Source organism: Streptomyces coerulescens, from assembly GCF_042657965.1.
GTDB classification, from domain to species: domain Bacteria; phylum Actinomycetota; class Actinomycetes; order Streptomycetales; family Streptomycetaceae; genus Streptomyces; species Streptomyces coerulescens.
This window is the reverse complement of record NZ_JBHSKM010000007.1, coordinates 113,622-138,354: the sequence shown is the minus strand read 5'-3', so window position 1 is coordinate 138,354 and position 24,733 is coordinate 113,622. Positions and strand designations below refer to the sequence as shown.

Below are 24,733 nucleotides of genomic sequence, written 5' to 3'. Positions count from 1 at the left end.
TTCGGGGCATGACGCCCAAAGCAGAAGAAAGCAGCGGCCCGCGTCTGGACGAGCGGATCACCGGCGCCCTGGTCGGCGCGGCGGTCGGCGACGCCCTCGGCGGCCCGGTGGAGGGCTACTCCCCCGACCAGATCCTTCAGCGCCACGGCGGCCGGGTCCACGGCATCGTCGGCCCCTGGAACGGCGACGCCTGGCGCACGGCCCGCCCCATCGCGCCGTACCACAAGGGCGACGGGCACGTCACCGACGACACCTTGCTGACGCACGCCCTGGTCCGGGTCTACGGATCCGTCCGCGACCACCTCGACGCGTACGCGATCGCCGACCACCTGGTCCCGGACCTGATGACGAACCCGCGCTGGATCCCGGAGCTGGAGGCGGAGGCGCTGCCCCTGCACCGGGTCTTCCTGGCGGAGAAATGGCTCGTGGCCCGCCTGCACTACGGGCATGTGGACCCTCGTGAGGCCGGCGTCGGCAACATCGTCAACTGCGGTGCCGCGATGTACATGGCCCCGGTCGGCCTGGTCAACGCGGCCGACCCGAGGGCCGCGTACACGGAGGCCCTGGACATCGCGGGCGCCCACCAGTCGTCGTACGGCCGTGAGGCGGCGGGCGTCTTCGCGGCGGCGGTCGCGGCGGCCTGCGCACCGGGCGCGTCACCGGACTCGGTCGTCGCGGCCTGTCTGTCTCCGGCGAAGGACGGCACGCGGACGGCGATCGAGAAGGTCTGCGAAGTCGCGGGCGCCCACCGGGACTTCGAGTCGGCGCTGGTCCCCCTCCGGGAGGCGGTCGCCCCGTACGACACCGTCGGCCCGGACTACCGTCGTCCCTCCCTCGGCGCGCGCCGTCCCTCCCGCCTGCACGCCATCGAGGAACTCCCCATCGCGCTCGCCATGCTGCTGATCGCCGAAGGCGACTACCGTCGGGCGGTCCTGGGCGCGGTGAACTACGGCCGTGACTGCGACTCGATCGCGACGATGGCCGGTGCCCTGGCGGGCGCCCTCGGCTCCCCGGTCCCCGAGGACTGGTCGAAGGCGGTCGCGGAGGCCAGCCGCCTGGACCTGTGGGAACCGCCCCGAACCCTGACCGAGGTCACACGGGAGATCCACGCCCGGGACGTAGGCCGGCGCCGCGCCCAGGAGGCGGCGTTCGCAGCGCTGGAGGGCCGACCGTGCTCCGACTGACCTGGGTCCAGCCGGAGGACCTGATCGGCCACGAGCTGCGCCAGGCGGCCCTGGACGGCCGGGAGCCGTCGAGGATCGCGGCGAGATGGCGGGCGGCCGGCGGCCGGGAGGCACCGCTGCGCGCGGGGGCGTCACCGGAGCCGACGTCGCGCTATCTGCGGACCCTCGCCGAGGACCTGCTGGACGAACTGGCGGACCTGCCGAGCAGGTTGGCGGACAGCGAGCCCACCGACCTCGCGAGAATCAAGGCGAGCTGCCCGTCCTGGCCCGCACCGCCCCCGTCTACGGCCGAACCGCCCGCATCCCGACAGGCCCCACCCCCGGCCGAACCGCCCGCATCCCGACCGGCTCCACCCCCGGCCGAACCGCCCGCATCCCGACCCGCCCCACGCCCCGCCGCGCCGCCCGTATCCCGCTACGAGGCCGCCTGGCTCGGCCGGGCTGTCGGGTGTCTGCTCGGCAAGCCCGTCGAGAAGCTCCCCCTGGAAGCGATCCGCAGGCTCGCCGCGGCCACCGGCAACCGGCCCCTGAACACGTACTTCACGGCCAGGGGCGTCCCCCCGGAACTCCTCGCGGCCCACCCCTGGAACCGTCGCTCCGCCCTTACCTCCCTCGCCGAGAACATCGACGGCATGCCGGAGGACGACGACCTCAACTACCCCCTGCTCGACCTGCTCCTGCTCCAGCGCCACGGCCGGGACTTCACCACGACCGACGTGGCCCGCCTGTGGCTGGACGAGCTCCCGGCCGGCCGCACCTTCACCGCCGAGCGGGTCGCGTACCGCAACCTCCTCCTCGGCATCGAGCCTCCGCACACGGCCCGCCACCGCAACCCCTTCCGCGAGTGGATCGGCGCCCTGATCCGCGCGGACGTGCACGGCTGGACCAACCCGGGCGACCCCGGCGCCGCGGCCGAGCAGGCCCATCGCGACGCCACCCTCACGCACACCGCCAACGGCGTCTACGCGGCGATGTTCACGGCCGCGGTCATCGCACAGGCGGCGGTGGCGACGGCCCCCGACGACATCCACACGTGTCTGCGCACCGGCCTCACGGTGATCCCGCCGAGGTCCCGGCTGGCGGAAGCCGTCATGCACGCGATCCGACTGGCCCGTGTCCACGAGGACTTCGACACGGTCGTCGACGAACTCCACGCCACCCACGCGGACACCCACCACTGGGTCCACGCCATCCCCAACACGGCCCTGATCGCCGCCGCCCTCACCCACGCGGACGGCGACTTCACCGGCTCCATCTGCCGTGCCGTGTCGGGCGGCTGGGACACCGACTCGGCCGGCGCGACGGCGGGCAGCGTCGCCGCCCTCCTCGCCGGCACCCCGGCCGCGCTCCCCGACCGCTGGACGGCGCCCCTGAAGAACCGCCTCGCCACGTCCGTCGCCGACTTCAACGGCACCGGCTTCGACGCGCTGGCCCGGCTCACCCACGACCTCACCCACCAGCACACCCCCCGGGAGGCAGCTCGCCCATGACCGACATCGTCGTGCTCGGCAGCACGAACATGGACCTCGTCACCTACGTCGAGAAGGCCCCGCAGCTCGGGGAGACCGTGACGGGCCGGGAGTTCCGCACGATCCCCGGCGGCAAGGGCGCCAACCAGGCCATCGCGGCGGCCCGCGCGGGCGGCATGGTCTCGATGATCGGCGCGGTCGGCAACGACGCCTTCGGCACCCGGCTGCGCGCCAACCTCGAACACTCCGGCGTCGACACCGACGACCTGCGCACCGCCGAGGGCGCGTCCGGCACCGCGCACATCGTCGTGGACGACGAGGGCGGCAACGCGATCGTGGTGATCCCCGGCGCGAACGGCACGCTCGACCACCTCAGCCCCGGCGACGAGGGCGTCATCGCGGCCGCCGGCACCCTGCTGCTCCAGCTGGAGATCCCGCTCCCCGCGGTCCTCGCCGGCGCCACGGCGGCCCACCGCCACGACGTCCGTACGGTCCTCACCCCGTCCCCCGCCCAGTCGCTCCCGCACGAACTCCTCGCCACCGTCGACCTGTTGGTCCCCAACGAGCTGGAGGCCACCGCCCTCACCGGCCGCACCGATCCGCTGGAGGCGGCCACCGCGCTCCTTGACCTGGTGCCCGAGGTGGTCGTCACCCTGGGCGCCGCCGGCAGTCTGTACGTCTCCCGCGGCGCCGAACCCCTGACGGTGCCCGCCCCGAAGGTCACCGCCGTCGACTCCACCGGCGCCGGCGACACCTTCGTCGGCGCGCTCGCGGTGGCGCTCGGCGAGGGACGCCCCATGCCGGACGCCCTGAAATGGGCGGCCGCGGCGGCCGCGCTGTCGGTCCAGCGGGAGGGCGCCTCGGTGGCGATGCCGTACCGCCCCGAGATCGAGGAGGCGTACGCGTCATGACCGGGACCGACCGGGCAGCGCCCCTGACCGGCCTGCGCGTCCTCGACCTGGCCACCCTCTTCGCGGGCCCTCTCGCCGCCACGATGCTCGGCGACTACGGCGCCGAGGTCGTCAAGGTCGAGCACCCCGACCGGCCCGACCCGTCGCGCGGCCACGGCCCATCAAAGGACGGCGTGGGCCTGTGGTGGAAGGTCCTCGGCCGCAACAAACGCACGATCACCCTGAACCTGTCCAAGCCCGGCGGCCGCGCCACCCTGCTGCGCCTGGCCACGACCGCGGACGTCGTCATCGAGAACTTCCGCCCCGGCACGCTGGAGAAATGGGACCTCGGCTGGCCGGAGCTCTCCGCCGCCAACCCCCGTCTGATCCTCACCCGGGTCACCGGCTTCGGCCAGTTCGGCCCCTACGCCCACCGCCCCGGCTTCGGCACGCTCGCCGAGGCGATGAGCGGCTTCGCCGCGCTCACCGGCGAACCGGACGCGCCCCCGACGCTGCCTCCGTTCGGCCTGGCCGACTCGATCGCGGCCCTCGCGACGGCCTACGCGGTGATGACGGCCCTGGCCGCGCGCGAGCGCACCGGCGAGGGCCAGGTCGTCGACCTGGCCCTGATCGAGCCGATGCTGCTGGCCCTCGGTCCCCAGGCCACCTGGTACGACCAGCTCGGCTATGTGCAGGAACGCACCGGCAACCGCTCCGCGAACAACGCCCCGCGCAACACCTACCGCACCGCGGACGGCACCTGGGTCGCCGTCTCCACGTCCGCCCAGTCCATCGCCGAGCGCGTGATGCACCTGGTGGGACGCCCGGATCTGATCGACGAGCCGTGGTTCGCGACCGGCGCCGACCGGGCCCGGCACGCCGACGTCCTCGACCGGGCGGTCGGCGGCTGGATCGCCCGCCACACCCGCGCCGACGTCCTCGCGGCCTTCGAGAAGGCGGAGGCGGCGGTGGCGCCGATCCAGGACGTACGGGAGGTGATGACGGACCCGCAGTACGCGGCCCTGGACACCTTCACCACCGTCGACGACCCGGAACTCGGCCCGCTGCGCATGCAGAACGTCCTGTTCCGCCTCTCCGCCACCCCCGGCACGATCCGCTGGACCGGCCGCCCGCACGGCGCGGACACCGAGGAGATCCTCACCGGCCTGGGTCTGACGGCCGCCGACCTGGCGGCCCTGCGCGAGGAAGGCGCCCTGTGACCGTCCGGGCGAGGACCGCCGCCTCCTACCCCCTGACCTGGCTGTACGCCCCCGGCGACCGCCCGCACGTGGTGGCCAAGGCCCTCCTGTCCGGCGCCGACGTCGTCATCGTCGACCTGGAGGACGCCGTCGCCCCGGACCGCAAGGACTACGCCCGGGCGGCCACGGCCGACCTGCTCGCGGACCCGGAGCACCCCGTCCCCGTCCATGTCCGGGTGAACGCCCTGGACACCCCGCCCGCCGCGAAGGACCTCGCGGTCCTGGCCGCCCTCCCCGGTCTGGCCGCGCTGCGCCTGCCGAAGGTGACCTCGGCCGAGCAGATCATCCGCCTCGCCCAGACCACCCCACCTACCGCTCCGGGCACCACCCCGCTGCACGCCCTGCTGGAATCTGCCCTGGGCATCGAACGCGCCCACGCCATCGCTACCGCCCACCCCGCCCTGCGCGGCATCTCCCTCGGCGAGGCGGATCTACGGACCGACCTGGGCGTACGAGGCGACGCCGGCCTCGACTGGTGCCGCTCGCGTGTCGTCGTGGCCGCACGTGCGGCGGGCCTGCCCCCGCCCGCGCAGTCGATCCACCCCGACATCCGCGACCTGGAGGGCCTGGCGGCCTCCTGCGCCCACGGCCGTACTCTCGGCCTCCTGGGCCGGGCCGCCATCCACCCGCGCCAGCTCCCGGTGATCGAACGGGCCTACCTCCCCACGGAGGAGGAACTGGAACAGGCGGAGACGATCATCAAGGCGGCCTCCACGGAACAGGGCGCCCAGGCCCTCCAGGACGGCACGTTCATCGACGCGGCGGTGGTGACGGCGGCACAACGGACCCTGGCACTGGCCCGCCGCACCTGACCCCGGGCCTTCCCACAACAGAGGGCGCCCGGAAATCCGGGCGCCCTCGTCGTCGTAGAGCCGAACCTCAGGTCTTCTTCGTCGCCGACCCGGCCTCGTCCTTGATGTCTTCCTCGGCCTCGGCCTTGGTGCCGTCCTCGTCCTTCGCCTCCGCGTCGGCGTCGGAGTCGGCATCCGTCTCGTCGTCGGCTTCACCGCCGGAGGCACTCGCGCCCGGCTCGACCACGGCCTCCCGCCCCGGCCGCTTCTTCGCCGAGATCACGATGTAGGCCACCGCGAGCAGGAACACGATCAGCGCGGTCCAGTTGTTCAGCCGCAGCCCGAGGAAGTGATGGGCCTCGTCGACCCGCATGTACTCGACCCAGAACCGGCCCACGCAGTACGAGGCGACGTACAGCGCGAACGCGCGCCCGTGTCCCAGCTTGAAGCGGCGGTCGGCCCAGATCACCAGCACCGCGACACCGATGCACCACAGCGACTCGTACAGGAACGTCGGGTGGTACGTGCCCGGCATCCGGCCGTCCGTCGAGGAGGTGATCTTCAGCGCCCACGGCAGATCGGTCTCGCGGCCGTAGAGCTCCTGGTTGAACCAGTTGCCCCAGCGTCCGATCGCCTGGGCCAGGGCGATACCGGGGGCGACGGCGTCGGCGTACGCGGGCATCGGGATGCCGCGGCGGCGGCAGCCGATCCATGCGCCCAGCGCGCCGAGCGCGATGGCGCCCCAGATGCCGAGGCCGCCCTCCCAGATCTTGAAGGCGTCCACCCAGTCACGGCCCTCGCTGAAGTACAGCTCGTAGTCCGTGATCACGTGATAGAGGCGCCCGCCGACCAGTCCGAACGGGACGGCCCAGACCGCGATGTCGGCCACCGTGCCGGACCGCCCGCCCCGGGCGATCCAGCGCTTGTTGCCGAGCCAGACGGCTACGAAGACACCGATGATGATGCAGAAGGCGTAGCCGCGCAGCGGAATGGGCCCGAGGTTGATGACCCCGCGCGACGGGCTGGGAATGTAGGCAAGTTCCATGGCAAGGTCGACGCTACCCTGCCGGGCGCTACCGATGTCGGGCAGCCCGGCTACGGGTCCATAACAGGCGCCGGACTCAGCCCTTGGCGGCTTCCTCCACCATCTGCTTCAGTTTGGCCGGAGTCATCGTCTGGTCCTGGTAGATGTTCTTGCCGTTGAGCAGGACCGTCGGCGTACCGGTGAAGCCGCCGCTCTTGAACGCGTCGTTGGACTTCTCCACCCAGCTGTTGTGCGTGCCGTCCTCGACGCACTTGCGGAAGGCGGGTGTGTCCAGGCCCTTGACCTTGCCGGCGAGCTCGAAGAGCTTGCTGTTCTTGGCGAAGGCGTCGTCGACCTCCGGCGGCTGGTTCTCGTACAGCACGTCGTGGTACTGCGTGAACTTCCCGGCGTCCTGGGCGCAGGCCGCCGCGTTCGCGGCGTTGCGCGAGCCGGTGCCGCCCATGTTGCCGTCGATGATCGTCGCCAGGTGGTACTCCACCCTGAGGCTGCCGGCGTCCGTCAGCTCGTGGATCGTCGACCGGTACGCGTCCTCGAAGGACTTGCAGGCCGGGCAGCGGAAGTCCTCCCAGACCGTGAGTGTCGACTTGGCGCTCTCCTGGCCGACCGGGATCGCGAGACCGTCCTTGCCCTGTGCCCCCGAGGGCCCCACGACGGGCCCGGCGTCGCTGCCGCTGTCCTTGCCGGCGTTGGCCGCGACGACTCCGATCACCGCCGCGAGTCCGAGGACGCAGACGACGCTCGCGCCCACGATCAGCGCACGACGCCGCTTGTCGGCGGCCTTCTGCTTCTCACGCTCGACCGCCAGCCGCTCACGGGCGGTCCGCTTTCCCTCACGATTCTTTTCGCTCACACCCGCAGAACGAACCGGGGAGGCGCAGCGCGCCTCCCCGGCCTCAGGTCCACCCGTTCGAGCGACTCGTACGGAAGGCCCTTCTTCTGAAGATGTCCCTGCTCAGGGGGGTCATAGCAGGTCAGAGCTACGCCTGGCGGCGCACGCCCTTCGCCAGCTCACCGGCGAGCGCGCGCACGGCTTCGACCCCGGCCGCGTCGTCCGGCGCGTCCAGCATCCGCTTGACGAAGGCCGAGCCGACGATCACGCCGTCGGCGAAGCCGGCCACCTCGGCGGCCTGGTCGGCGTTGGAGACACCGAGGCCGACGCAGACGGGCAGGTCGGTGCCGGTGGCCCGGGTGCGCTCCACCAGGTCCTGGGCCTGTGCGCCCACGGACTCACGGGTGCCGGTGACGCCCATCAGCGAGGCGGCGTAGACGAAGCCGCTGCCGGCCGCGGTGATCTGGCCGAGCCGCTCGTCCTTGCTGCTCGGCGCCACGACGAAGACCGTCGCGAGGCCGTGCTTCTCGGCGTGCTCCCGCCACAGCGCCGACTCCTGGACGGGCAGGTCGGGCAGGATGCAGCCCGCGCCGCCCGCTTCCGCCAGCTCGGCGGTGAAGCGCTCGACGCCGTAGCGGTCGATGGGGTTCCAGTACGTCATCACGAGGATCGGCTTGCCGGTGGCCTCGTGCGCCTCGCGGACCGTGCGCATGACGTCCGCGATCTTGACGCCGCCGCGCAGGGCGATGTCGTCGGCGGTCTGGATGACCGGGCCGTCGAGGACGGGGTCGCTGTGCGGCAGCCCGACCTCCACGACATCCGCGCCGCCGTCGAGGGCGGCCTTGATCGCCTCGATGCCGCCGTCCACGGTCGGGAACCCGGCCGGGAGGTAGGCGATGAGCGCGGAGCGGCCCTCGGCCCTGGCGGCCTTGAGGGTGTCCGTCAACAGCTGGATGTTGCCGCTCACTTGGCGTCCCCCTGGATCTCCGCGGCGCCGTTCGCATCGGCGGCGACCTCGGCGTCGGTGTCGTACAAGCCGAAGTAGCGCGCGGCCGTGTCCATGTCCTTGTCACCGCGGCCGGACAGGTTGACGACGATCAGGCCGTCCTTGCCCAGTTCCTTGCCGACCTCCAGGGCTCCGGCGAGCGCGTGGGCGCTCTCGATCGCCGGGATGATGCCCTCGGTGCGCGACAGCAGGCGCAGGGCCTGCATGGCCGCGTCGTCGGTGACCGCGCGGTACTCGCCGCGGCCGCTGTCCTTGAGGTAGGAGTGCTCGGGTCCGATGCCCGGGTAGTCCAGACCGGCCGAGATCGAGTACGGCTCGGTGATCTGGCCCTCCTCGTCCTGCAGGACGTAGGAGCGGGAGCCGTGCAGGATGCCGGGCTCACCGGCGGTCAGGGTCGCCGCGTGCTCGCCGGTCTCCACGCCGTGGCCCGCCGGCTCGCAGCCGATGAGGCGTACGTCCGTGTCGGGGATGAAGGCGTGGAAGAGGCCGATGGCGTTGGAGCCGCCGCCGACACAGGCCACGGCGGCGTCGGGGAGGCGGCCGGCGCGCTCCAGGAGCTGGCGGCGGGCCTCGACGCCGATCACGCGGTGGAAGTCGCGGACCATGGCGGGGAAGGGGTGCGGTCCCGCGACCGTACCGAAGAGGTAGTGGGTGTGGTCGACGTTGGCCACCCAGTCGCGGAACGCCTCGTTGATGGCGTCCTTCAGGGTGCGGCTGCCCGACTTCACGGCGATGACCTCGGCGCCGAGCATGCGCATCCGGGCCACGTTGAGGGCTTGGCGCTGGGTGTCGATCTCGCCCATGTAGATGGTGCATTCGAGGCCGAACAGGGCGCAGGCCGTGGCCGTCGCGACGCCGTGCTGGCCTGCGCCGGTCTCGGCGATCACGCGGGTCTTGCCCATGCGCTTGGTGAGCAGGGCCTGGCCGAGCACGTTGTTGATCTTGTGCGAGCCGGTGTGGTTGAGGTCCTCGCGCTTGAGGAACACGCGGGCGCCGCCAGCGTGTTCGGCGAAGCGGGGCACCTCGGTGAGGGAGCTGGGGCGGCCGGTGTAGTTCACCAGCAGGTCGTCGAGCTCGCGGGCGAACTCGGGGTCGTGCTTGGCCTTGTCGTACTCGACGGCCACCTCGTCCACGGCGGCGACGAGGGCCTCCGGGATGAACTTGCCGCCGAACGCGCCGAAGTAGCCCTCGGCGCTGGGGACTTGACCCTCCGGGTCGGGGATGAAGAAGTCGCTGGGCATGCGTGTACCTCACGGTGAGTGCGTGGAAAAGACACTATTCGCCGTGGGGCGGGGGGTTATCGCCTGGCTGCGGGCCGTGTGTGGTTGCTCGCGCAGTTCCCCGCGCCCCTAAGGGGCGCGCTGCCATCGGCGGCCGTTGACCTGCCCGGGTTCGTCTCCGATGACGTAACGGACTCGACGGCCGTGCACCCGGCGTGCGGGCGCGCGGCAGCCACGGGGGCGGCAGCCGCGCGCGAGGCGGGCGTACCTGTCCGTGGTCGTCGTCGTGAGCGTCATCGGGTCAACCCTATCGGGTGATCAGCCGCGGCCGTGCCGCAGTGCGGGGTGTTCGCCCGCCGCGACCAGGTCGGAGACGGCGGACTTCGGGTCCTTGCCCGTCACCAGGGACTCGCCGACCAGGACCGCGTCGGCGCCGGCGTTGGCGTAGGCGATGAGGTCGTGCGGGCCGCGGACGCCGGACTCGGCCACCTTGACGAGGGTGTCGGGGATCTCCGGGGCCACCCGCTCGAACGTGCCGCGGTCGACTTCCAGGGTCTTCAGGTTGCGCGCGTTGACGCCGATGATCTTCGCGCCCGCGTCCACGGCGCGCTCGACCTCGTCCTCGTCGTGCACCTCGACCAGCGGGGTCAGACCGATGGACACCGCGCGCTCGATGAGGGACTCCAGAGCGGGCTGGTCCAGGGCCGCCACGATCAGCAGCGCGAGGTCGGCGCCGTACGCGCGGGCCTCCCACAGCTGGTACGACGTGACGATGAAGTCCTTGCGCAGGACCGGGATGTCCACGCGGGCGCGGACGGCCTCCAGGTCGGCCAGCGAGCCGCCGAAGCGGCGCTGCTCGGTGAGGACGGAGATGACGGCCGCGCCGCCCGCCTCGTAGTCCGCGGCGAGCCCGGCCGGGTCGGCGATCGCGGCCAGCGCGCCCTTGGAGGGGCTGGAGCGCTTGACCTCGCAGATGACCTTGACGCCGTCGCCCTTGAGCGCGGCCACTCCGTCCTTGGCCGCGGGAGCCTTCGCCGCGCGCTCCTTGAGCTCGTCGAGGCTGACGCGCGCCTGCCGCTCCGCGAGGTCGGCACGGACTCCGTCGATGATCTCGTCGAGCACACTCACGCGAGCGGCCCCCTTTCAGACGGTTGACTGTGAAAGCGGTACGAAACCGGTGGTCACTGCGATGGTATCCGGAGCAGGGCGTAGGCCTCACATCCGGTTGACGCCGGTCCCAATACCTGGACGTTCCTCAGTCGATCAAGGGTGCAGCCAGCCACCGAACGGCAGGTTCCGGACGACGGTGAAGACCAGCAGCAACAAGCCCGCGGCCCACAGCTGCACCGGCCCGAGATCGATCCGCAGCGGCCGGCCGCGCACCGTGCGGACCACCCAGACGGTCCACACCACGGCGAAGACCGCGTAGCCGGCGACGGCGAGCGCGTTGTCCTGGAGCGCCGCCGCGAAGTCCCCGTGCACGACGGCGTGCGCGCTGCGCAGTCCACCGCAGCCGGGGCAGTAGATGCCGGTGTACTGGAGGAGGGGGCAGGCCGGGTAGTGGCCGGGTTCGTTCGGGTCCACGGCGCCGACGTAGGCGAAGGCACCGGCCACGGCCGCGAGCAGGCCCGCCGGGACGGCAAGGCGCCCCCACAGGGTGCCGGGAGGGGGCTGTGTCACCCTCTGACTGTCGGCGTTCACGTCATGCATTGTGCCCCGCACACGCGTGAGGGGCGCCCCCTGGCACCCATCGGTGCCGGGTCGCCCCTCAGCGAAGTCGTACGGGACTCAGCCCTTGGCGCTCGCCGCCTCGCTCTGCTGCGTGGTGAGCAGCGCCTTGTGAGCGTCCTTGGGCTGGCCCATGCCCATCGCGCTCATGATCCAGGCGATGATGCCGCCGAGGACCACGACGCCCATGCCGGCCCAGAAGCCCGCGGGCTGGTCCATCACCATGAAGGCGCCCGCCACGCAGAAACCGATGAAGGCGATCGTGACACCGGTCCAGGCGGCCGGGGTGTGACCGTGGCTGCTGCCCGCCATTGCTTGCTCCTCGTTGCTGAAGTACGTGTCGAGCCGGACGCTCGCAGTCATTGTCCCGCACGCGTACGGCTGCGGTGATCGGGGGTAGCCCGAGTGGTTCGACGCCGAGTGGGGCCGCGCCCCAAAGGGGCGCGGAGCGCTACGTCGGGTCCTCACCCCGGTCCAGTGCCTTCCAGAGTTCCTCGGGGCGGTCGGGGTCACCGGCGGCCTCGGCCCTGCGGCGCGGCCGGGGTGTGCCGTTTCGCTCGTAGCGGCCGGACATACCGGGCCACAGCCGGCCGTAGCGCAGGGCCAGCAGTCCGGCGAGCAGGAGCAGGGCCCCGCCCACGGCCGCGACGTAGGGCCAGGCGGTGTGGGTGAGGGCCTCGACACTGGCCGAGGTGTCGCCGGACGCCTGCGCGGCCTTCTCGTCGAGCGCGGTGCTGTCGGAGGCGCCGAGCAGGGCGGCGGCGACGGTGCCGGCGCCGGAGAGCGCGAGCAGACCGGCGACCATGAAGCGGCCCGCGCGGCGGACGGCGAAGACGGCGACGAGCGCGGCGAGCCCCACTATGGCCAGGGCCGCGGGGACGCCGGTGACGTCACTGCCCTTGACGGTCAGGGGGAACGGGCCGCCGGCCACCGTGGCGGTGCCCTCCGACCAGCGCTGCCGGGTGGCGAGCAGCGCTACGGCCGCGCCGACCGCCCCGCACAGCAGGGCTACGGCGAGGCTCATACGGCCGGCCCGGGCGGAGCCGGGGGCTTCGGAACGGGGGTGCGGTACGGCAGTCACGTACTCCACTATCGCCCGAACCCCGGGCGATCAGTCACCCGGGGTTCATGTGAGACGGACTACGAAGTCCCGCGCGGGTTCACCCGAGCCGGTTCGCCGTGTGCACCGCGCGCAGGACCGCCGCCGCCTTGTTGCGGCACTCGGTGTCCTCGGCGACCGGGTCGGAGTCGGCGACGATGCCCGCGCCCGCCTGGACGTAGGCGGTGCCGTCCCGCAGGAGGGCCGTACGGATGGCGATGGCGGTGTCGGAGTCGCCCGCGAAGTCGAGGTAGCCGACACAGCCGCCGTACAGCCCGCGCCGGGAGGGTTCGAGCTCGTCGATGATCTGCATCGCGCGGGGCTTGGGGGCGCCGGAGAGGGTGCCGGCCGGGAAGCAGGCCGTGAGGACGTCGAAGGCCGTGCGGCCCGGGGCGACGCGGCCGGTCACCGTGGAGACGATGTGCATCACGTGGGAGTACCGCTCGATGGACATGAAGTCGACGACCTCCACCGAGCCGGGCTCGCAGACCCGTCCCAGGTCGTTGCGGCCCAGGTCGACCAGCATCAGGTGCTCCGCGCGCTCCTTGGGGTCGGCGAGCAGTTCGTCGGCGAGGGCCTGGTCCTCCTGCGGGGTGGCGCCGCGCCAGCGGGTGCCGGCGATGGGGTGGACCATGGCCCGGCCGTCCTCGACCTTCACCAGCGCTTCCGGCGAGGAGCCGACGACGTCGAAGCCGTCGAAGCGGAACAGGTACATGTACGGCGAGGGGTTGGTCGCCCGCAGGACCCGGTAGACGTCCAGCGCGCTCGCCGTGCACGGCGTCTCGAAGCGCTGGGAGGGGACCACCTGGAACGCCTCACCGGCCCGGATGCGCTCCTTGATGTCCTCGACGGCCTCCTGGAAGTCCTCGCCGCCCCACAGCGCGGAGTACTCGGGCAGCTCGGAGGGCGGGAGGACTGCCGGGGGCTGGGCGACCGGGCGGGTCAGGTCGGCCTGCATGGCGTCCAGACGGGCGACGGCGTCGGCGTAGGCCTCGTCGACGCCGGTGTCGAGGTCGTTGTGGTTGATCGCGTTGGCGATCAGCCAGACCGAGCCCTCCCAGTGGTCCATGACGGCGAGGTCACTGGTGAGCAGCATGGTCAGCTCGGGCAGCTTCAGGTCGTCGCGCTCGCCGGGGCCGATCTTCTCCAGGCGGCGCACGATGTCGTAGCCGAGGTAGCCGACCATGCCGCCGGTGAAGGGCGGCAGGCCCAGGTCGTGGGCGAGGTCGCGCGGGGTGTGGAGGGCCTCGATGGTGGCGCGCAGGGCGGCCAGCGGGTCGCCCTCGACGGGGACGCCGACGGGCGGGGTGCCGAGCCAGTGGGCCTGGCCGTCGCGCGCGGTGAGCGTGGCGGCCGAGCGGACGCCCACGAAGGAGTAGCGAGACCAGGAGCGGCCGTTCTCCGCGGACTCCAGCAGGAAGGTGCCGGAGCGCTCGGCGGCGAGCTTGCGGTAGAGGGCGACCGGGGTGTCGCCGTCGGCGAGGAGCTTGCGGGTGACCGGGATGACCCGGCGGTCGGTGGCGAGCTTGCGGAACGTCTCAAGGTCCATGGCGGCTGACCCTACTGATCCGAGGCCGGCTGACCCGAGGCCGGTGTGCCGGAATCGGCGCCGTCCTTGAGCAGTACGTCCTCGTCGAAGCAGGTACGCGCGCCCGTGTGGCAGGCGGCGCCCACCTGGTCGACCTGGACGAGGAGGGTGTCGGCGTCGCAGTCCAGGGCGACGGACTTCACCCACTGGAAGTGACCTGAGGTGTCGCCCTTGACCCAGTACTCCTGGCGGCTGCGGGACCAGTAGGTGCAGCGGCCGGTGGTGAGCGTGCGATGCAGCGCCTCGTCGTCCATCCAGCCGAGCATCAGCACCTCTTGGGTGTCGTACTGCTGGGCGATGGCGGGCAGGAGCCCGTCCGCGCTGCGCTTGAGGCGCGCGGCGATCTCGGGGTCCAGCCGGCTGGGCCGACGGGGCGTGCTCGTGGTCATACCTGCCATTGTGCCGCGCGCGACTGACAGCGACCGTCCGCTGTCCACTGGGCGGACCTGGGGGGTGGTCGTAGGCTGACTGTATGTCGACCTTCGCCCAGCGTGAACGACTTCTGCTCGCCGACCTCTTGGAGGCCGAGGGCCCCGAGGCCCCCACCCTCTGCGAGGGCTGGCAGACCCGTGAGCTGGCCGCGCACGTGGTGGTGCGTGAGCGCCGCCCCGACGCCGCCGCCGGTCTGCTGATCAAGCCGCTCGCCCCGCGCCTGGACAAGGCGATGGAGGAGTTCGCGGCGAAGCCGTACGAGGAGCTGATCCAGCTCATCCGCACCGGCCCGCCGCGCTTCTCGCCCTTCCAGCTCAAGCAGATCGACGAGGCGTCGAACACGATCGAGTTCTACGTCCACACCGAGGACGTCCGCCGTGCCCAGCCGGACTGGACGCCGCGCGAGCTCGACCCGGTCTTCCAGGACGCCCTGTGGTCCCGTCTGGAGCGCTCCGCGCGTCTGGTGGGCCGTACCGCGCCGACGGGCCTGGTGCTGCGGCGTCCCGACGGCCAGACGGCGGTGGCCCACAAGGGCACGCCGGTCGTCACGGTGACCGGCGAGCCGTCCGAGCTGCTGATGTTCGCCTACGGCCGGCAGAACGCCGCCAAGGTCGAGCTGGACGGCGACGAGAACGCGATCGCCAAGCTGCACGAGTCGAAGCAGCTCGGCATCTGAGGTCAGCGGACGGGGTGGCCCGCTCCGCGCAGCGCGTCCTTCACCTCTCCGATCCGCAGATCGCCGAAGTGGAACACCGACGCGGCCAGGACCGCGTCCGCCCCCGCCTCGATGGCCGGGGAGAAGTCCGCGAGCTTCCCGGCGCCGCCGGACGCGATCACCGGAACCGTCACGTGCTTGCGTACGGCCTGGATCATCTCCAGGTCGTAGCCGTCCTTGGTGCCGTCGGCGTCCATCGAGTTCAGCAGGATCTCGCCCGCGCCCAGCTCCGCCGCCCGGTGGGCCCACTCGACGGCGTCGATGCCGGTGCCCTTGCGGCCGCCGTGGGTGGTGACCTCGAAGGTGCCCTCGGGAGTGCGCCGCGCGTCGACCGAGAGGACCAGCACCTGCCGTCCGAAGCGCTCGGCGATCTCACGGATCAGGTCGGGGCGGGCGATGGCCGCGGTGTTGACGCCCACCTTGTCCGCGCCCGCGCGCAGCAGCTTGTCCACGTCCTCGGCCGCACGGACGCCGCCGCCGACCGTCAGCGGGATGAACACCTGCTCGGCCGTGCGGCGCACCACGTCGTACGTCGTCTCGCGGTTGCCCGACGAGGCGGTGATGTCCAGGAACGTCAGCTCGTCGGCGCCCTCGGCGTCGTACACCTTGGCCATCTCGACGGGGTCGCCCGCGTCGCGCAGGTTCTGGAAGTTGACGCCCTTGACGACCCGGCCGTTGTCCACGTCCAGGCAGGGGATGACTCGGACCGCCAGGGTCATGAATCCACGGCTCCTCTGTATGCCTCTAGCTCTACTTCGACCAGGATGCGCGGGTCGACGAAACCCTCCACGACCAGCAGGGTGGACACCGGTCGCACCGCGTCGAAGATCTCCTTGTGGGCCCGGCCCACCTCGTCCACGTCCCGCTGATGGCTCAGGTACATCCGGGTCCGTATCACCGACTCGATACCGAGCCCGAACCCGGCGATCGCCTCCAGCGCGCTGGTGAAGGCCACCTTGGCCTGCTCGTACGGGTCGCCCTCCCCGTACAGCACCTGCCCCTTGAAGGACGTGGTGCCCGCCACCAGGACGCGGTCGCCCGCCGCCACGGCGCGTGCGAACCCGAAGGACTCTTCCCAGGGGCTACCGCTCTGCACACGCCGTACGGCATCGGACGTCATGACACTGTGTCCCTTTTCAAGACGTGGCCTCCAGGGCCTCTTCCAGGGTGAACGCCTTCGCGTACAGGGCCTTCCCGACGATGGAGCCCTCGACACCGAGCGGTACCAGCTCGGCGATGGCCCGCAGGTCGTCCAGCGACGAGACACCGCCGGAGGCCACGACCGGGCGGTCGGTCGCCGCGCAGACGTTCTTCAGCAGCTCCAGGTTCGGGCCCTGGAGCGTGCCGTCCTTGGCGATGTCGGTGACGACGTAGCGGGCGCAGCCCTCGCTGTTGAGGCGCTCCAGCGTCTCGTAGAGGTCGCCGCCGTCGCGGGTCCAGCCGCGGCCGCGGAGCGTGGTGCCCCGTACGTCCAGGCCCACCGCGATCTTGTCGCCGTGCTCGGCGATGACCTTGGCGACCCACTCCGGGGTCTCCAGGGCGGCCGTGCCGAGGTTCACGCGGGTACAGCCGGTGGCGAGGGCGGCGGCCAGCGAGGCGTCGTCGCGGATGCCGCCGGACAGCTCGACCTTGATGTCCATGGCCTGCGCGACCTCGGCGATCAGCTCGCGGTTGTCGCCGGTGCCGAACGCGGCGTCCAGGTCGACCAGGTGCAGCCACTCGGCGCCGGAGCGCTGCCAGGCCAGCGCGGCCTCCAGCGGGGAGCCGTAGGAGGTCTCGGTGCCGGACTCGCCGTGCACGAGGCGCACGGCCTGGCCGTCGCGGACGTCGACGGCGGGGAGGAGTTCGAGCTTGGCCATGTCTCTACAGGGTTCCGATCCAGTTGGTGAGCAGCTGCGCTCCGGCGTCGCCGGACTTCTCGGGGTGGAACTGCGTGGCCCACAGGGCGCCGTTCTCCACGGCGGCCACGAAGGGCTTGCCGTGCGTCGAGAAGGTGACCCTGGGCGCGGTCATCGTCGGGTTGTGGACCTCCAGCGCCCAGTCGTGGACGGCGTAGGAGTGCACGAAGTAGAAGCGCGCGTCGGCGTCCAGGCCGGCGAACAGCTCGGAGTCGCCCGGGGCCTCGACGGTGTTCCAGCCCATGTGGGGCACGATGTCGGCCTGCAGCGGCTCCACCGAGCCCGGCCACTCGCCGAGGCCCTCGGTCTCGACGCCGTGCTCGATGCCGCGCGCGAAGAGGATCTGCATGCCGACGCAGATGCCCATCACGGGGCGTCCGCCGGACAGCCGACGGTCGATGATCCAGTCGCCGCGGGCCTCGGTGAGCCCCTTCATACAGGCCGCGAAGGCGCCGACGCCCGGCACCAGCAGCCCGTCGGCGTTCATGGCCCTGTCGAAGTCACGGGTGATCTCGACGTCGGCGCCCGCGCGCGCGAGGGCGCGTTCGGCCGACCTCACATTGCCGAAGCCGTAGTCGAAGACGACGACCTTCTTGCCGCTCAATTCCACACCTCCAGCCTCAGGACGCCCGCGAGGAGACACATCGCGGCGCCTATCGAGAGCAGTGTGATGAGGCTCTTGGGCATCCCCTGCTTGGCGAAGGAGATGATGCCGCCGACGAGGAAGAGGCCGACGACGATCAGGACGGTGGACAGCCCGTTCACAGCGCGCCCTTCGTGGAAGGCAGGATGCCGGCCGCGCGCGGGTCCTTCTCGCTCGCGTACCGCAGCGCCCGCGCGAGCGCCTTGAACTGGCATTCCACGATGTGGTGGGCGTTGCGCCCGTACGGCACGTGCACGTGCAGCGCGATCTGGGCCTGGGCGACGAAGGACTCCAGGATGTGCCGGGTCATCGTGGTGTCGTACTCGCCGATCATCGGCGCCATGTTCTCGGGCTCGGTGTGCACGAGGTAGGGGCGTCCTGACAGGTCGACGGTGACCTGGGCGAGGGACTCGTCCAGCGGGACCGTGCAGTTGCCGAAGCGGTAGATCCCCACCTTGTCGCCGAGGGCCTGCTTGAAGGCGGCGCCCAGCGCGAGGGCGGTGTCCTCGATGGTGTGGTGGGAGTCGATGTGCAGATCGCCCTCGGTCTTCACGGTCAGGTCGAACAGACCGTGCCGGCCGAGCTGGTCGAGCATGTGGTCGTAGAAGCCGACGCCGGTCGCCACATCGACCTGGCCCGTGCCGTCGAGGTTGATCTCGACGAGGACCGAGGTCTCCTTCGTCACGCGTTCCACGCGTCCTACGCGGTTCATGTGCTCTGCTCCTTCTTCAGTTCACGTACCGCGTCGAGGAACGCGTCGTTCTCTTCGGGAGTTCCTGCGGACACCCGCAGCCATCCCGGGATGCCGTTGTCCCGGACCAGGACGCCCCGGTCGAGGATCTTCTGCCAGGTCGTGTGCGAGTCCTCGAACCGTCCGAACTGCACGAAGTTCGCGTCCGACTCGACGACCTCGTATCCGGTGGCCCGCAGTTCGGCGACCAGCCGGTCCCGCTCGGACTTCAGCTGCTCGACGTACTTCAGCAGCGTGTCGGTGTGCTCCAGGGCGGCCAGGGCGGTCGCCTGCGTGACGGCCGACAGGTGGTACGGCAGCCGTACGAGCTGGACGGCGTCCACGACGGCGGGGTGCGCCGCGAGATAGCCGAGCCTGAGCCCCGCCGCGCCGAAGGCCTTCGACATCGTCCGGGAGACGACGAGATTCGGCCGGCCTTCGATGAGCGGCAGCAGCGAGTCGCCGTGGCTGAACTCGATGTACGCCTCGTCGACCACGACCATCGACGGCTTCGCGGCCTGCGCGGCCTCGTACAGCGCGAGGACGGTCTCGCGCGGGACCGCGTTGCCCGTGGGGTTGTTGGGCGTCGTGATGAACACGACGTCGGGGCGGTGCTCGGTGATCGCCTTCGTGGCGGCTTCGACGTCGATCGTGAAGTCGTCGCGCCGCGGCCCTGAGATCCAGCCCGTGCCGGTGCCGCGGGAGATGAGCCCGTGCATCGAGTACGACGGCTCGAAGCCGATCGCCGTGCGGCCGGGACCGCCGAAGGTCTGCAGCAGCTGCTGGATGACCTCGTTGGAACCGTTGGCCGCCCAGACGTTGGCCAGGCCGACCTCGTGGCCGGAGGTGTCGGTGAGGTACTTGGCGAGCTGTGTGCGCAGCTCGACCGCGTCCCGGTCCGGGTAGCGGTTGAGGTCGCGGGCCGCCTCGCGGACGCGCTCGGCGATCCGCTCGACCAGCGGCTCGGGCAGCGGGTAAGGGTTCTCGTTGGTGTTCAGCCGTACGGGGACGTCCAACTGGGGCGCGCCGTAGGGGGACTTGCCGCGCAGCTCGTCCCGTACGGGGAGATCGTCGATGCCAGTCACTTGCTTCCGGGTACCTTCCAGCCACGCGACATTTGTTCGTCTCCGACGAACCTCGCCTTGACCGCCGCGCCGTGTGCCGGCAGGTCCTCCGCCTCCGCCAGCGTGACCACGTGATGCGCGACCTCGGCCAGCGCGTCCTTCGTGTAGTCGACGATGTGGATGCCGCGCAGGAAGGACTGGACGGACAGGCCCGAGGAGTGGCAGGCGCAGCCGCCGGTGGGCAGGACGTGGTTGGAGCCGGCGGCGTAGTCGCCGAGCGAGACCGGCGCCCAGGGGCCGATGAAGATCGCGCCGGCGTTGCGGACGCGGTCCGCCACGGCGGCGGCGTCGGCCGTCTGGATCTCCAGGTGCTCGGCGCCGTACGCGTCCACGACCTTCAGGCCCTCGTCGACGCCGTCGACCAGGACGATCGCGGACTGCCTGCCCTTGAGCGCCGGGACGATCCGGTCGTCGATGTGCTTGGTGGCCGCGACCTGCGGCTCCAGCTCCTTCTCGACGGCGTCGGCGAGCTCGACGGAGTCGGTGACGAGGACCGCGGCGGCCAGCGGGTCGTGCTCGGCCTGGCTGATCAGGTCGGAGGCGACGTGCACCGGGTCGGCGGTGGCGTCGGCCAGGATCGCGATCTCGGTCGGGCCGGCCTCGGCGTCGATGCCGATCTTGCCGGTGAAGTAGCGCTTGGCGGCGGCGACCCAGATGTTGCCGGGGCCGGTGACCATGTTCGCGGGCGGGCAGGACTCGGTGCCGTACGCGAACATCGCGACGGCCGTGGCGCCGCCGGCGGCGTACACCTCGTCGACGCCGAGCAGCGCGCAGGCGGCGAGGATCGTCGGGTGCGGGAGGCCACCGAACTCGGCCTGCGCGGGCGAGGCGAGCGCGACGGACTCGACGCCGGCCTCCTGGGCCGGGACGACGTTCATGATCACGGACGACGGGTAGACGGAGCGTCCGCCGGGCGCGTACAGCCCGACGCGGTCGACCGGCACCCACTTCTCGGTCACCGAGCCGCCCGGCACGACCTGGGTCGTGTGGGTCTCACGGCGCTGGGCGCGGTGCACGAGACGGGCGCGGCGGATGGACTCCTCCAGGGCCGCGCGCACGGCCGGGTCGAGCTCGTCGAGCGCCTTGGTGAGCGCCTCGGCGGGCACCCGCACCTGGTCGAGCCTGACCCCGTCGAACTTCTCCGCGAAGTCGATCAGCGCCGCGTCGCCCCGATGATGCACGGCCTCGCAGATCGGACGCACCTTCTCCAGGGCGGCCGAGACGTCGAAGTCGGCTCGGGGCAGCAGGTCGCGCAGGGCGGGGCCCTCGGGGAGGGCGTCGCCGCGCAGATCGATTCGGGAGATCACGGGTGCAATTCTCTCAGACCCGGGTCCGGCGTCGTCCGCGCGTATCAATGGCTGATACAGAACACTGCCGGAACCCGGAAGATCAGGGGGGTGTGGGGGGTGTCCCCCCACAAAGCACAGCACGTCCAGCGTTCGGGACGTCACCCAGCGGGCATGAACGGTTGTACTAAACCCGCGAGTAGCTGAGGGGGATGGGCGCAACGTGACCGAACGGGGCGGTCTCCGCGACGGGGACCTGCCGGACGACCTGCCGAACGACCTGACCGCCGCGGAGCTCGGCATGTGGCAGGCCTTCCGCAACGGCAGCGTGTACGACCTGAGCAGCGGCGACACGGTCGTCGACGACCCGCACGGCGGGCATCCCTGGGGCCCGGAGCGGACCGTGCGCGCGCGGATCATCTGCTGGCTGCTGCTGGACGGGCCGCCCGCCCTCGCGGGCCGGGTGTCCTCGCTGAAGCTGGTCGGCGTGCGGATAAGCGACCCGATGGACCTCGCGGGCGGCACGGTGGTGCCGTACGTCGAGCTGCGCGGCTGCCGCTTCGACCGGGAGGTCCGGCTGCCGGAGGCCCGCTTCACGACCGTACGGCTGGTGGACTGCTCGGTGCCGCGTCTGGAGGCGGCCCGGGTGCACACCGAGGGCGATCTGCATCTGCCGCGCTGCCGGTTCCACAACGGCGTACGGCTCACCGACGCCCATATCGGCACGGATCTGCTGCTGAACCAGGCGATCGTCTACCGCGACCGCAGCGGGCGCTCGATCGCCGCGGACGGCATCAGCGTCGGCCAGGACCTCCAGGCCGAGATGCTGGAGTCGCACGGCGAGCTGAGCCTGCGCGGCGCGAGCATCGGCGTGTCGCTGAGCCTGCGCGGCGCCCGGCTGGTCAACCCGTACACCAGGCTCGCACTGAACGCGCCGCAGCTGACCGTCGGGCGCACGCTGTACATGACCCCGGCCGGCGTCGGCAGTTCGCTGCTGAGCGGCCGTACTCCCGCGCGCGGGACGCGCATCCAGCGGTTCGCGTGCCAGGGCGGGGTGCGCCTCGACGACGGGCGGTTCGGGGACGCGGTGGACCTGGAGCGGGCCCGGTTCACCTTCACCGACGAGCAGGAGCTGTCGCTGCGCCGCATCCAGACGCCCGAGCTGCGCTTCCTCGGGGAGCGGCCGGAGCGCGGCGGGGTGGTGCTGTCGGGGGCGCGGATCGTCAATCTGATGGACCGCGCGGACGCCTGGCCGGACCCCGGGCTGCTGCACATGAGCGGCTTCACCTACGAGAACCTCGTGCCGCGCGGGCCGTTCCCGCTGGAGCGGCGGCTGGAGTGGGTGGCCGCGGCGACCGCGGAGTACAACCCGGAGCCGTACGAGCGGCTCGCCGCCGTGCTGCGGGCCGGCGGCGAGGACGAGGACGCGCGCGAGGTGCTGCTCGCCAAGCAGCGCCGCCGCCGCGAGACGCTGCCGCCGGCGGCCAAGCTGTGGGGCTACGCCCAGGACTGGATGGTCGCCTACGGATATCGGCCCGGCCGGGCCGCCGTGTGGATGGCGGTGCTGTGGGCGGCGAGTTCGGTGGCGTTCGCGCACGCCGACCATCCGCCGATCAAGGGCGGCGAGCATCCGACCTGGAATCCGCCGCTGTTCGCTCTCGACCTGCTGCTTCCCGTGATCGATCTGGGCCAGGTCGGGTTCTGGCAGCTGAGCGGGGCCTGGCAGTGGCTGGCCGCGGCGATGATCCTGCTCGGCTGGATCCTGGCGACGACCGTGGCCACGGGAGCCACGCGCATGCTGCGGCGCAACTGACCCGCCGGGTCCGCTGGGGCCGGTGGAACCTGTGGGACCTGTGGGACCGCTGAGGCGAAGAAGCAGATGTCGGACAGTTGTTGAACTGTTGACCTTTACCCGTTCTTGACCTCTCGGCGTACAACTTTCGACATGTTGGCCGTTCCCTCTGGCGCGGCGTGACCAGCGGTCTTTCAATGGTCGACACCATGGCTCTGATGCTTCCGTTCGGCCGTGCGTCCCGGACGACAAAGACCGCAGAGCACCCCGCCGTCGCACTGCCCGCCGACGACGAGGTGCTGCTCGACGCGCCCGACGACCGCCTCGGTCCCGCCCTGGTCGCGGCCGGGCGCGGCGAGTACGAACCCGCCGCGGACCTGCTCGCCCACACGCGGCGGCACACCGCGTGGGAGCACCGCGACCGCTACACGCTGCACCTGGCGGCCTTCGCGCGCTCGCGCCCGGAGTGGCTTCAGACCTGGTACGCGGCCGCCCCGCAGGACCCGGACGCGCTGCTGATCAGGGCACAGCTCGCGGTGGACCACGCCTGGGGCTCGCCGGCCAGGGCCGAGGTGCTGCGCGGGGTGAGCCCGCTGATCACCGCCGCCGCGCGCACCGACGACCGCGACCCGGTGCCCTGGCGGATCGCCCTGGACCACGCCCGCGGCTCCCGCGCCGGCCACACCTACTTCGGGGAGCTGTGGGAGGCGGCGCTGCGCCGCGCCCCGCGCCACTACGGCTGTCATGTGGCCGCCCTGCGCTATCTGGCCTCCTCCTGGCACGGCTCCCACCGCGAGTGCCTGGACTTCGCCGACCGGGCCGCGCAGGACGCCCCCGCCGACTCCCTCGTACAGGCGCTGCCGACGCGGGCCGTCCTCGCCTACCTGGACGACGACTGCGGTCCGGGCGTGCCGCGCGAGCGGCTGGACGAGGCGGCCGACCGGGCCGTCGCGCTGTCCGCCCGGTTCCCGGCGGCCGATCTGTGGCCGGCCGCGATCCGCAACAAGCTGACGTACGTGCTGGTACGGCTGGGCCGCTGGCAGGACGCCCTGGAGCAGCTCACCCTGATCGGGCCGTACGCCACCTCGTTCCCGTGGAGCAGGCTCTCGGAGGATCCACTGGGCCGGTTCCTGGAGATGCGCGACGAGGTACGGCGCCGGGCGGCCGGCTCCGCCGCGCGGGGCGCCGTCGGCGGACATCCACGGAGTGGGCACGCAGGACGCGTTCACTCCGGCGACCACTAGGCTTTGGCGCCGTGACCGTCCGCCTTCCGCTGTTTCCCCTGAACTCGGTGCTGTTCCCGGGACTCGTGCTGCCGCTCAACGTCTTCGAGGAGCGGTACCGCGCCATGATGCGCGAGCTGCTGAAGACCCCCGAGGAGGAGCCGCGCCGTTTCGCCGTCGTGGCGATCCGCGACGGCCACGAGGTGGCCCCGAGCGCTCCCGGTATGCCCGACCCCACGGCGCTGCCCGACCGCGGGCCCGCCGCGGGCTTCGGCCCGGACCCGGTCAAGTCCTTCCACGGGGTGGGCTGTGTGGCGGACGCGGCGACGATCCGGGAGCGGGCCGACGGCACCTTCGAGGTGCTGGCGACGGGCACGACGCGGGTGCGGCTGACGTCGGTGGACGCCTCGGGCCCCTTCCTGACGGCGGAGCTGGAAGAGCTGGAGGAGGAGCCCGGCGACGAGGCGGGGGCGCTGGCTGAGGGCGTGCTACGCGCGTTCCGGCAGTACCAGAAGCGGCTGGCGGGCGCCCGTGAACGTTCCCTGTCCACGGGGGCCGAGCTGCCCGACCAGCCCTCGGTGGTGTCCTACCTGGTGGCGGCCGCGATGATGCTGGACACCCCCACGAAGCAGCGCCTGCTCCAGGCCCCGGACACCGCGTCCCGGCTGCGCGACGAGCTGAAACTCCTTCGCACCGAGACCTCGATCATCCGTAGCCTGCCGTCGCTGCCGTCGTCGGACCTGACGCGCGGCCCGACGAGCCTCAACTGACGCACGACCACT

General features: G+C 71.9%; 28 protein-coding genes. 9 read left to right on the top strand and 19 right to left on the bottom strand.

Annotated elements, in window-relative coordinates:
* Positions 1 to 8: 8 nt before the first annotated feature.
* From ACFPQ9_RS12585 to ACFPQ9_RS12565, 5 genes are read left to right on the top strand one after another with little or no spacing between them, the layout of a single operon-like run.
* Complete coding sequence (locus ACFPQ9_RS12585) at positions 9 to 1,184, top strand: ADP-ribosylglycohydrolase family protein (RefSeq protein ID WP_380851431.1); 1,176 nt, start codon at positions 9 to 11, stop codon at positions 1,182 to 1,184.
* Positions 1,172 to 2,674, top strand: a complete 1,503-nt coding sequence (locus tag ACFPQ9_RS12580; RefSeq protein WP_380851428.1) for an ADP-ribosylglycohydrolase family protein — start codon at positions 1,172 to 1,174, stop codon at positions 2,672 to 2,674. The genes ACFPQ9_RS12585 and ACFPQ9_RS12580 overlap by 13 nt, the downstream gene beginning before the upstream one ends.
* A complete protein-coding gene (rbsK, locus tag ACFPQ9_RS12575; protein WP_380851425.1) occupies positions 2,671 to 3,564 on the top strand; it encodes a ribokinase in 894 nt (297 codons plus the stop codon). Before ACFPQ9_RS12580 ends, rbsK begins: the two co-directional genes overlap by 4 nt.
* Complete coding sequence (locus tag ACFPQ9_RS12570; protein ID WP_380851422.1) at positions 3,561 to 4,763, top strand: CaiB/BaiF CoA transferase family protein; 1,203 nt, start codon at positions 3,561 to 3,563, stop codon at positions 4,761 to 4,763. The genes rbsK and ACFPQ9_RS12570 overlap by 4 nt, the downstream gene beginning before the upstream one ends.
* Positions 4,760 to 5,614 (top strand): HpcH/HpaI aldolase/citrate lyase family protein, encoded by an 855-nt coding sequence (locus tag ACFPQ9_RS12565; RefSeq protein ID WP_380851419.1) that lies wholly within the window; start codon positions 4,760 to 4,762, stop codon positions 5,612 to 5,614. Before ACFPQ9_RS12570 ends, ACFPQ9_RS12565 begins: the two co-directional genes overlap by 4 nt.
* 67 nt (positions 5,615 to 5,681) lie before the next feature.
* On the opposite strand, the gene lgt is transcribed toward ACFPQ9_RS12565, so the two are convergent.
* From lgt to hisI, 11 genes are all read right to left on the bottom strand, one after another.
* A complete protein-coding gene (gene lgt / locus ACFPQ9_RS12560; RefSeq protein WP_380851416.1) occupies positions 5,682 to 6,638 on the bottom strand; it encodes a prolipoprotein diacylglyceryl transferase in 957 nt (318 codons plus the stop codon).
* A 76-nt stretch (positions 6,639 to 6,714) separates the two neighbouring features.
* Positions 6,715 to 7,488, bottom strand: coding sequence for a DsbA family protein (locus ACFPQ9_RS12555; RefSeq protein ID WP_380851413.1), 774 nt, complete (start codon positions 7,486 to 7,488; stop codon positions 6,715 to 6,717).
* A gap of 127 nt (positions 7,489 to 7,615) precedes the next feature.
* Positions 7,616 to 8,434 (bottom strand): tryptophan synthase subunit alpha, encoded by an 819-nt coding sequence (trpA, locus tag ACFPQ9_RS12550; protein WP_380851410.1) that lies wholly within the window; start codon positions 8,432 to 8,434, stop codon positions 7,616 to 7,618.
* A complete protein-coding gene (gene trpB, locus ACFPQ9_RS12545; protein WP_380851407.1) occupies positions 8,431 to 9,714 on the bottom strand; it encodes a tryptophan synthase subunit beta in 1,284 nt (427 codons plus the stop codon). The genes trpA and trpB overlap by 4 nt, the downstream gene beginning before the upstream one ends.
* A gap of 108 nt (positions 9,715 to 9,822) precedes the next feature.
* Positions 9,823 to 9,990 carry a tryptophan biosynthesis modulator TrpM gene (gene trpM, locus ACFPQ9_RS12540; RefSeq protein ID WP_351926813.1) on the bottom strand — a complete coding sequence of 56 codons (168 nt, stop codon included), beginning with the start codon at positions 9,988 to 9,990 and terminating at the stop codon, positions 9,823 to 9,825.
* Positions 9,991 to 10,011: 21 nt separating this feature from the next.
* Positions 10,012 to 10,821 (bottom strand): indole-3-glycerol phosphate synthase TrpC, encoded by an 810-nt coding sequence (gene trpC / locus ACFPQ9_RS12535; RefSeq protein WP_380851403.1) that lies wholly within the window; start codon positions 10,819 to 10,821, stop codon positions 10,012 to 10,014.
* Positions 10,822 to 10,956: 135 nt separating this feature from the next.
* Positions 10,957 to 11,403, bottom strand: coding sequence for a DUF2752 domain-containing protein (locus ACFPQ9_RS12530; RefSeq protein WP_380851400.1), 447 nt, complete (start codon positions 11,401 to 11,403; stop codon positions 10,957 to 10,959).
* 78 nt (positions 11,404 to 11,481) lie between these two features.
* Positions 11,482 to 11,733, bottom strand: coding sequence for an HGxxPAAW family protein (locus tag ACFPQ9_RS12525; RefSeq protein ID WP_380851397.1), 252 nt, complete (start codon positions 11,731 to 11,733; stop codon positions 11,482 to 11,484).
* Positions 11,734 to 11,872: 139 nt separating this feature from the next.
* Positions 11,873 to 12,511: a TIGR02234 family membrane protein gene (locus tag ACFPQ9_RS12520; RefSeq protein ID WP_380851394.1), complete on the bottom strand. Its 639-nt coding sequence runs from the start codon at positions 12,509 to 12,511 to the stop codon at positions 11,873 to 11,875.
* Positions 12,512 to 12,581: 70 nt separating this feature from the next.
* Positions 12,582 to 14,069 carry an anthranilate synthase component I gene (locus ACFPQ9_RS12515; RefSeq protein ID WP_380851391.1) on the bottom strand — a complete coding sequence of 496 codons (1,488 nt, stop codon included), beginning with the start codon at positions 14,067 to 14,069 and terminating at the stop codon, positions 12,582 to 12,584.
* 11 nt (positions 14,070 to 14,080) lie between these two features.
* Positions 14,081 to 14,497: a phosphoribosyl-AMP cyclohydrolase gene (gene hisI / locus ACFPQ9_RS12510; RefSeq protein ID WP_380851388.1), complete on the bottom strand. Its 417-nt coding sequence runs from the start codon at positions 14,495 to 14,497 to the stop codon at positions 14,081 to 14,083.
* Between the two features lie 83 nt (positions 14,498 to 14,580).
* Here hisI and ACFPQ9_RS12505 point away from each other — a divergent pair, with 83 nt between their 5' ends.
* On the top strand, positions 14,581 to 15,216 hold the full coding sequence (locus ACFPQ9_RS12505; RefSeq protein ID WP_380851385.1) for a TIGR03085 family metal-binding protein: 636 nt from the start codon (positions 14,581 to 14,583) through the stop codon (positions 15,214 to 15,216).
* Between the two features lie 2 nt (positions 15,217 to 15,218).
* On the opposite strand, the gene hisF is transcribed toward ACFPQ9_RS12505, so the two are convergent.
* The 8 genes from hisF to hisD are packed head-to-tail and all read right to left on the bottom strand — an operon-like array spanning position 15,219 to position 20,957.
* Positions 15,219 to 15,974 carry an imidazole glycerol phosphate synthase subunit HisF gene (hisF, locus tag ACFPQ9_RS12500; RefSeq protein WP_380851381.1) on the bottom strand — a complete coding sequence of 252 codons (756 nt, stop codon included), beginning with the start codon at positions 15,972 to 15,974 and terminating at the stop codon, positions 15,219 to 15,221.
* Complete coding sequence (locus ACFPQ9_RS12495; RefSeq protein ID WP_380851378.1) at positions 15,971 to 16,375, bottom strand: RidA family protein; 405 nt, start codon at positions 16,373 to 16,375, stop codon at positions 15,971 to 15,973. Before ACFPQ9_RS12495 ends, hisF begins: the two co-directional genes overlap by 4 nt.
* A 16-nt stretch (positions 16,376 to 16,391) precedes the next feature.
* Positions 16,392 to 17,114, bottom strand: coding sequence for a bifunctional 1-(5-phosphoribosyl)-5-((5-phosphoribosylamino)methylideneamino)imidazole-4-carboxamide isomerase/phosphoribosylanthranilate isomerase PriA (gene priA / locus ACFPQ9_RS12490; RefSeq protein ID WP_380851375.1), 723 nt, complete (start codon positions 17,112 to 17,114; stop codon positions 16,392 to 16,394).
* Between the two features lie 4 nt (positions 17,115 to 17,118).
* Positions 17,119 to 17,763: an imidazole glycerol phosphate synthase subunit HisH gene (gene hisH / locus ACFPQ9_RS12485; protein ID WP_380851372.1), complete on the bottom strand. Its 645-nt coding sequence runs from the start codon at positions 17,761 to 17,763 to the stop codon at positions 17,119 to 17,121.
* Positions 17,754 to 17,918 (bottom strand): hypothetical protein, encoded by a 165-nt coding sequence (locus ACFPQ9_RS12480; RefSeq protein WP_030951297.1) that lies wholly within the window; start codon positions 17,916 to 17,918, stop codon positions 17,754 to 17,756. The genes hisH and ACFPQ9_RS12480 overlap by 10 nt, the downstream gene beginning before the upstream one ends.
* Positions 17,915 to 18,508 carry an imidazoleglycerol-phosphate dehydratase HisB gene (gene hisB, locus ACFPQ9_RS12475; RefSeq protein ID WP_380851369.1) on the bottom strand — a complete coding sequence of 198 codons (594 nt, stop codon included), beginning with the start codon at positions 18,506 to 18,508 and terminating at the stop codon, positions 17,915 to 17,917. The genes ACFPQ9_RS12480 and hisB overlap by 4 nt, the downstream gene beginning before the upstream one ends.
* Positions 18,505 to 19,611 carry a histidinol-phosphate transaminase gene (locus tag ACFPQ9_RS12470; protein ID WP_380851366.1) on the bottom strand — a complete coding sequence of 369 codons (1,107 nt, stop codon included), beginning with the start codon at positions 19,609 to 19,611 and terminating at the stop codon, positions 18,505 to 18,507. Before ACFPQ9_RS12470 ends, hisB begins: the two co-directional genes overlap by 4 nt.
* Positions 19,608 to 20,957, bottom strand: coding sequence for a histidinol dehydrogenase (hisD, locus tag ACFPQ9_RS12465; RefSeq protein ID WP_380851363.1), 1,350 nt, complete (start codon positions 20,955 to 20,957; stop codon positions 19,608 to 19,610). The genes ACFPQ9_RS12470 and hisD overlap by 4 nt, the downstream gene beginning before the upstream one ends.
* Positions 20,958 to 21,159: 202 nt before the next feature.
* On the opposite strand from hisD, the gene ACFPQ9_RS12460 reads away from it, so the two are divergent.
* The 3 genes from ACFPQ9_RS12460 (at position 21,160) to ACFPQ9_RS12450 (ending at position 24,721) form a co-directional block, all read left to right on the top strand.
* Positions 21,160 to 22,749, top strand: a complete 1,590-nt coding sequence (locus ACFPQ9_RS12460; RefSeq protein WP_380851360.1) for an oxidoreductase — start codon at positions 21,160 to 21,162, stop codon at positions 22,747 to 22,749.
* Positions 22,750 to 22,925: 176 nt separating this feature from the next.
* Positions 22,926 to 23,972 (top strand): hypothetical protein, encoded by a 1,047-nt coding sequence (locus tag ACFPQ9_RS12455; RefSeq protein ID WP_380851357.1) that lies wholly within the window; start codon positions 22,926 to 22,928, stop codon positions 23,970 to 23,972.
* Positions 23,973 to 23,983: 11 nt separating this feature from the next.
* Positions 23,984 to 24,721, top strand: coding sequence for an LON peptidase substrate-binding domain-containing protein (locus tag ACFPQ9_RS12450; protein WP_380851354.1), 738 nt, complete (start codon positions 23,984 to 23,986; stop codon positions 24,719 to 24,721).
* Positions 24,722 to 24,733: the final 12 nt, after the last annotated feature.

Excerpts from the sequence above, each read along its gene's own strand:
- ACFPQ9_RS12585 (WP_380851431.1), top strand. The coding sequence starts at position 9 with ATGACGCCCAAAGCAGAAGAAAGCAGCGGCCCGCGTCTGGACGAGCGG.
- rbsK (WP_380851425.1), top strand. The coding sequence starts at position 2,671 with ATGACCGACATCGTCGTGCTCGGCAGCACGAACATGGACCTCGTCACC.
- ACFPQ9_RS12570 (WP_380851422.1), top strand. The coding sequence starts at position 3,561 with ATGACCGGGACCGACCGGGCAGCGCCCCTGACCGGCCTGCGCGTCCTC.
- lgt (WP_380851416.1), bottom strand. The coding sequence starts at position 6,638 with ATGGAACTTGCCTACATTCCCAGCCCGTCGCGCGGGGTCATCAACCTC.
- trpB (WP_380851407.1), bottom strand. The coding sequence starts at position 9,714 with ATGCCCAGCGACTTCTTCATCCCCGACCCGGAGGGTCAAGTCCCCAGC.
- trpM (WP_351926813.1), bottom strand. The coding sequence starts at position 9,990 with ATGACGCTCACGACGACGACCACGGACAGGTACGCCCGCCTCGCGCGC.
- ACFPQ9_RS12530 (WP_380851400.1), bottom strand. The coding sequence starts at position 11,403 with ATGCATGACGTGAACGCCGACAGTCAGAGGGTGACACAGCCCCCTCCC.
- ACFPQ9_RS12525 (WP_380851397.1), bottom strand. The coding sequence starts at position 11,733 with ATGGCGGGCAGCAGCCACGGTCACACCCCGGCCGCCTGGACCGGTGTC.
- ACFPQ9_RS12515 (WP_380851391.1), bottom strand. The coding sequence starts at position 14,069 with ATGGACCTTGAGACGTTCCGCAAGCTCGCCACCGACCGCCGGGTCATC.
- hisI (WP_380851388.1), bottom strand. The coding sequence starts at position 14,497 with ATGACCACGAGCACGCCCCGTCGGCCCAGCCGGCTGGACCCCGAGATC.
- ACFPQ9_RS12505 (WP_380851385.1), top strand. The coding sequence starts at position 14,581 with ATGTCGACCTTCGCCCAGCGTGAACGACTTCTGCTCGCCGACCTCTTG.
- hisF (WP_380851381.1), bottom strand. The coding sequence starts at position 15,974 with ATGACCCTGGCGGTCCGAGTCATCCCCTGCCTGGACGTGGACAACGGC.
- ACFPQ9_RS12495 (WP_380851378.1), bottom strand. The coding sequence starts at position 16,375 with ATGACGTCCGATGCCGTACGGCGTGTGCAGAGCGGTAGCCCCTGGGAA.
- priA (WP_380851375.1), bottom strand. The coding sequence starts at position 17,114 with ATGGCCAAGCTCGAACTCCTCCCCGCCGTCGACGTCCGCGACGGCCAG.
- hisB (WP_380851369.1), bottom strand. The coding sequence starts at position 18,508 with ATGAACCGCGTAGGACGCGTGGAACGCGTGACGAAGGAGACCTCGGTC.
- ACFPQ9_RS12455 (WP_380851357.1), top strand. The coding sequence starts at position 22,926 with ATGGTCGACACCATGGCTCTGATGCTTCCGTTCGGCCGTGCGTCCCGG.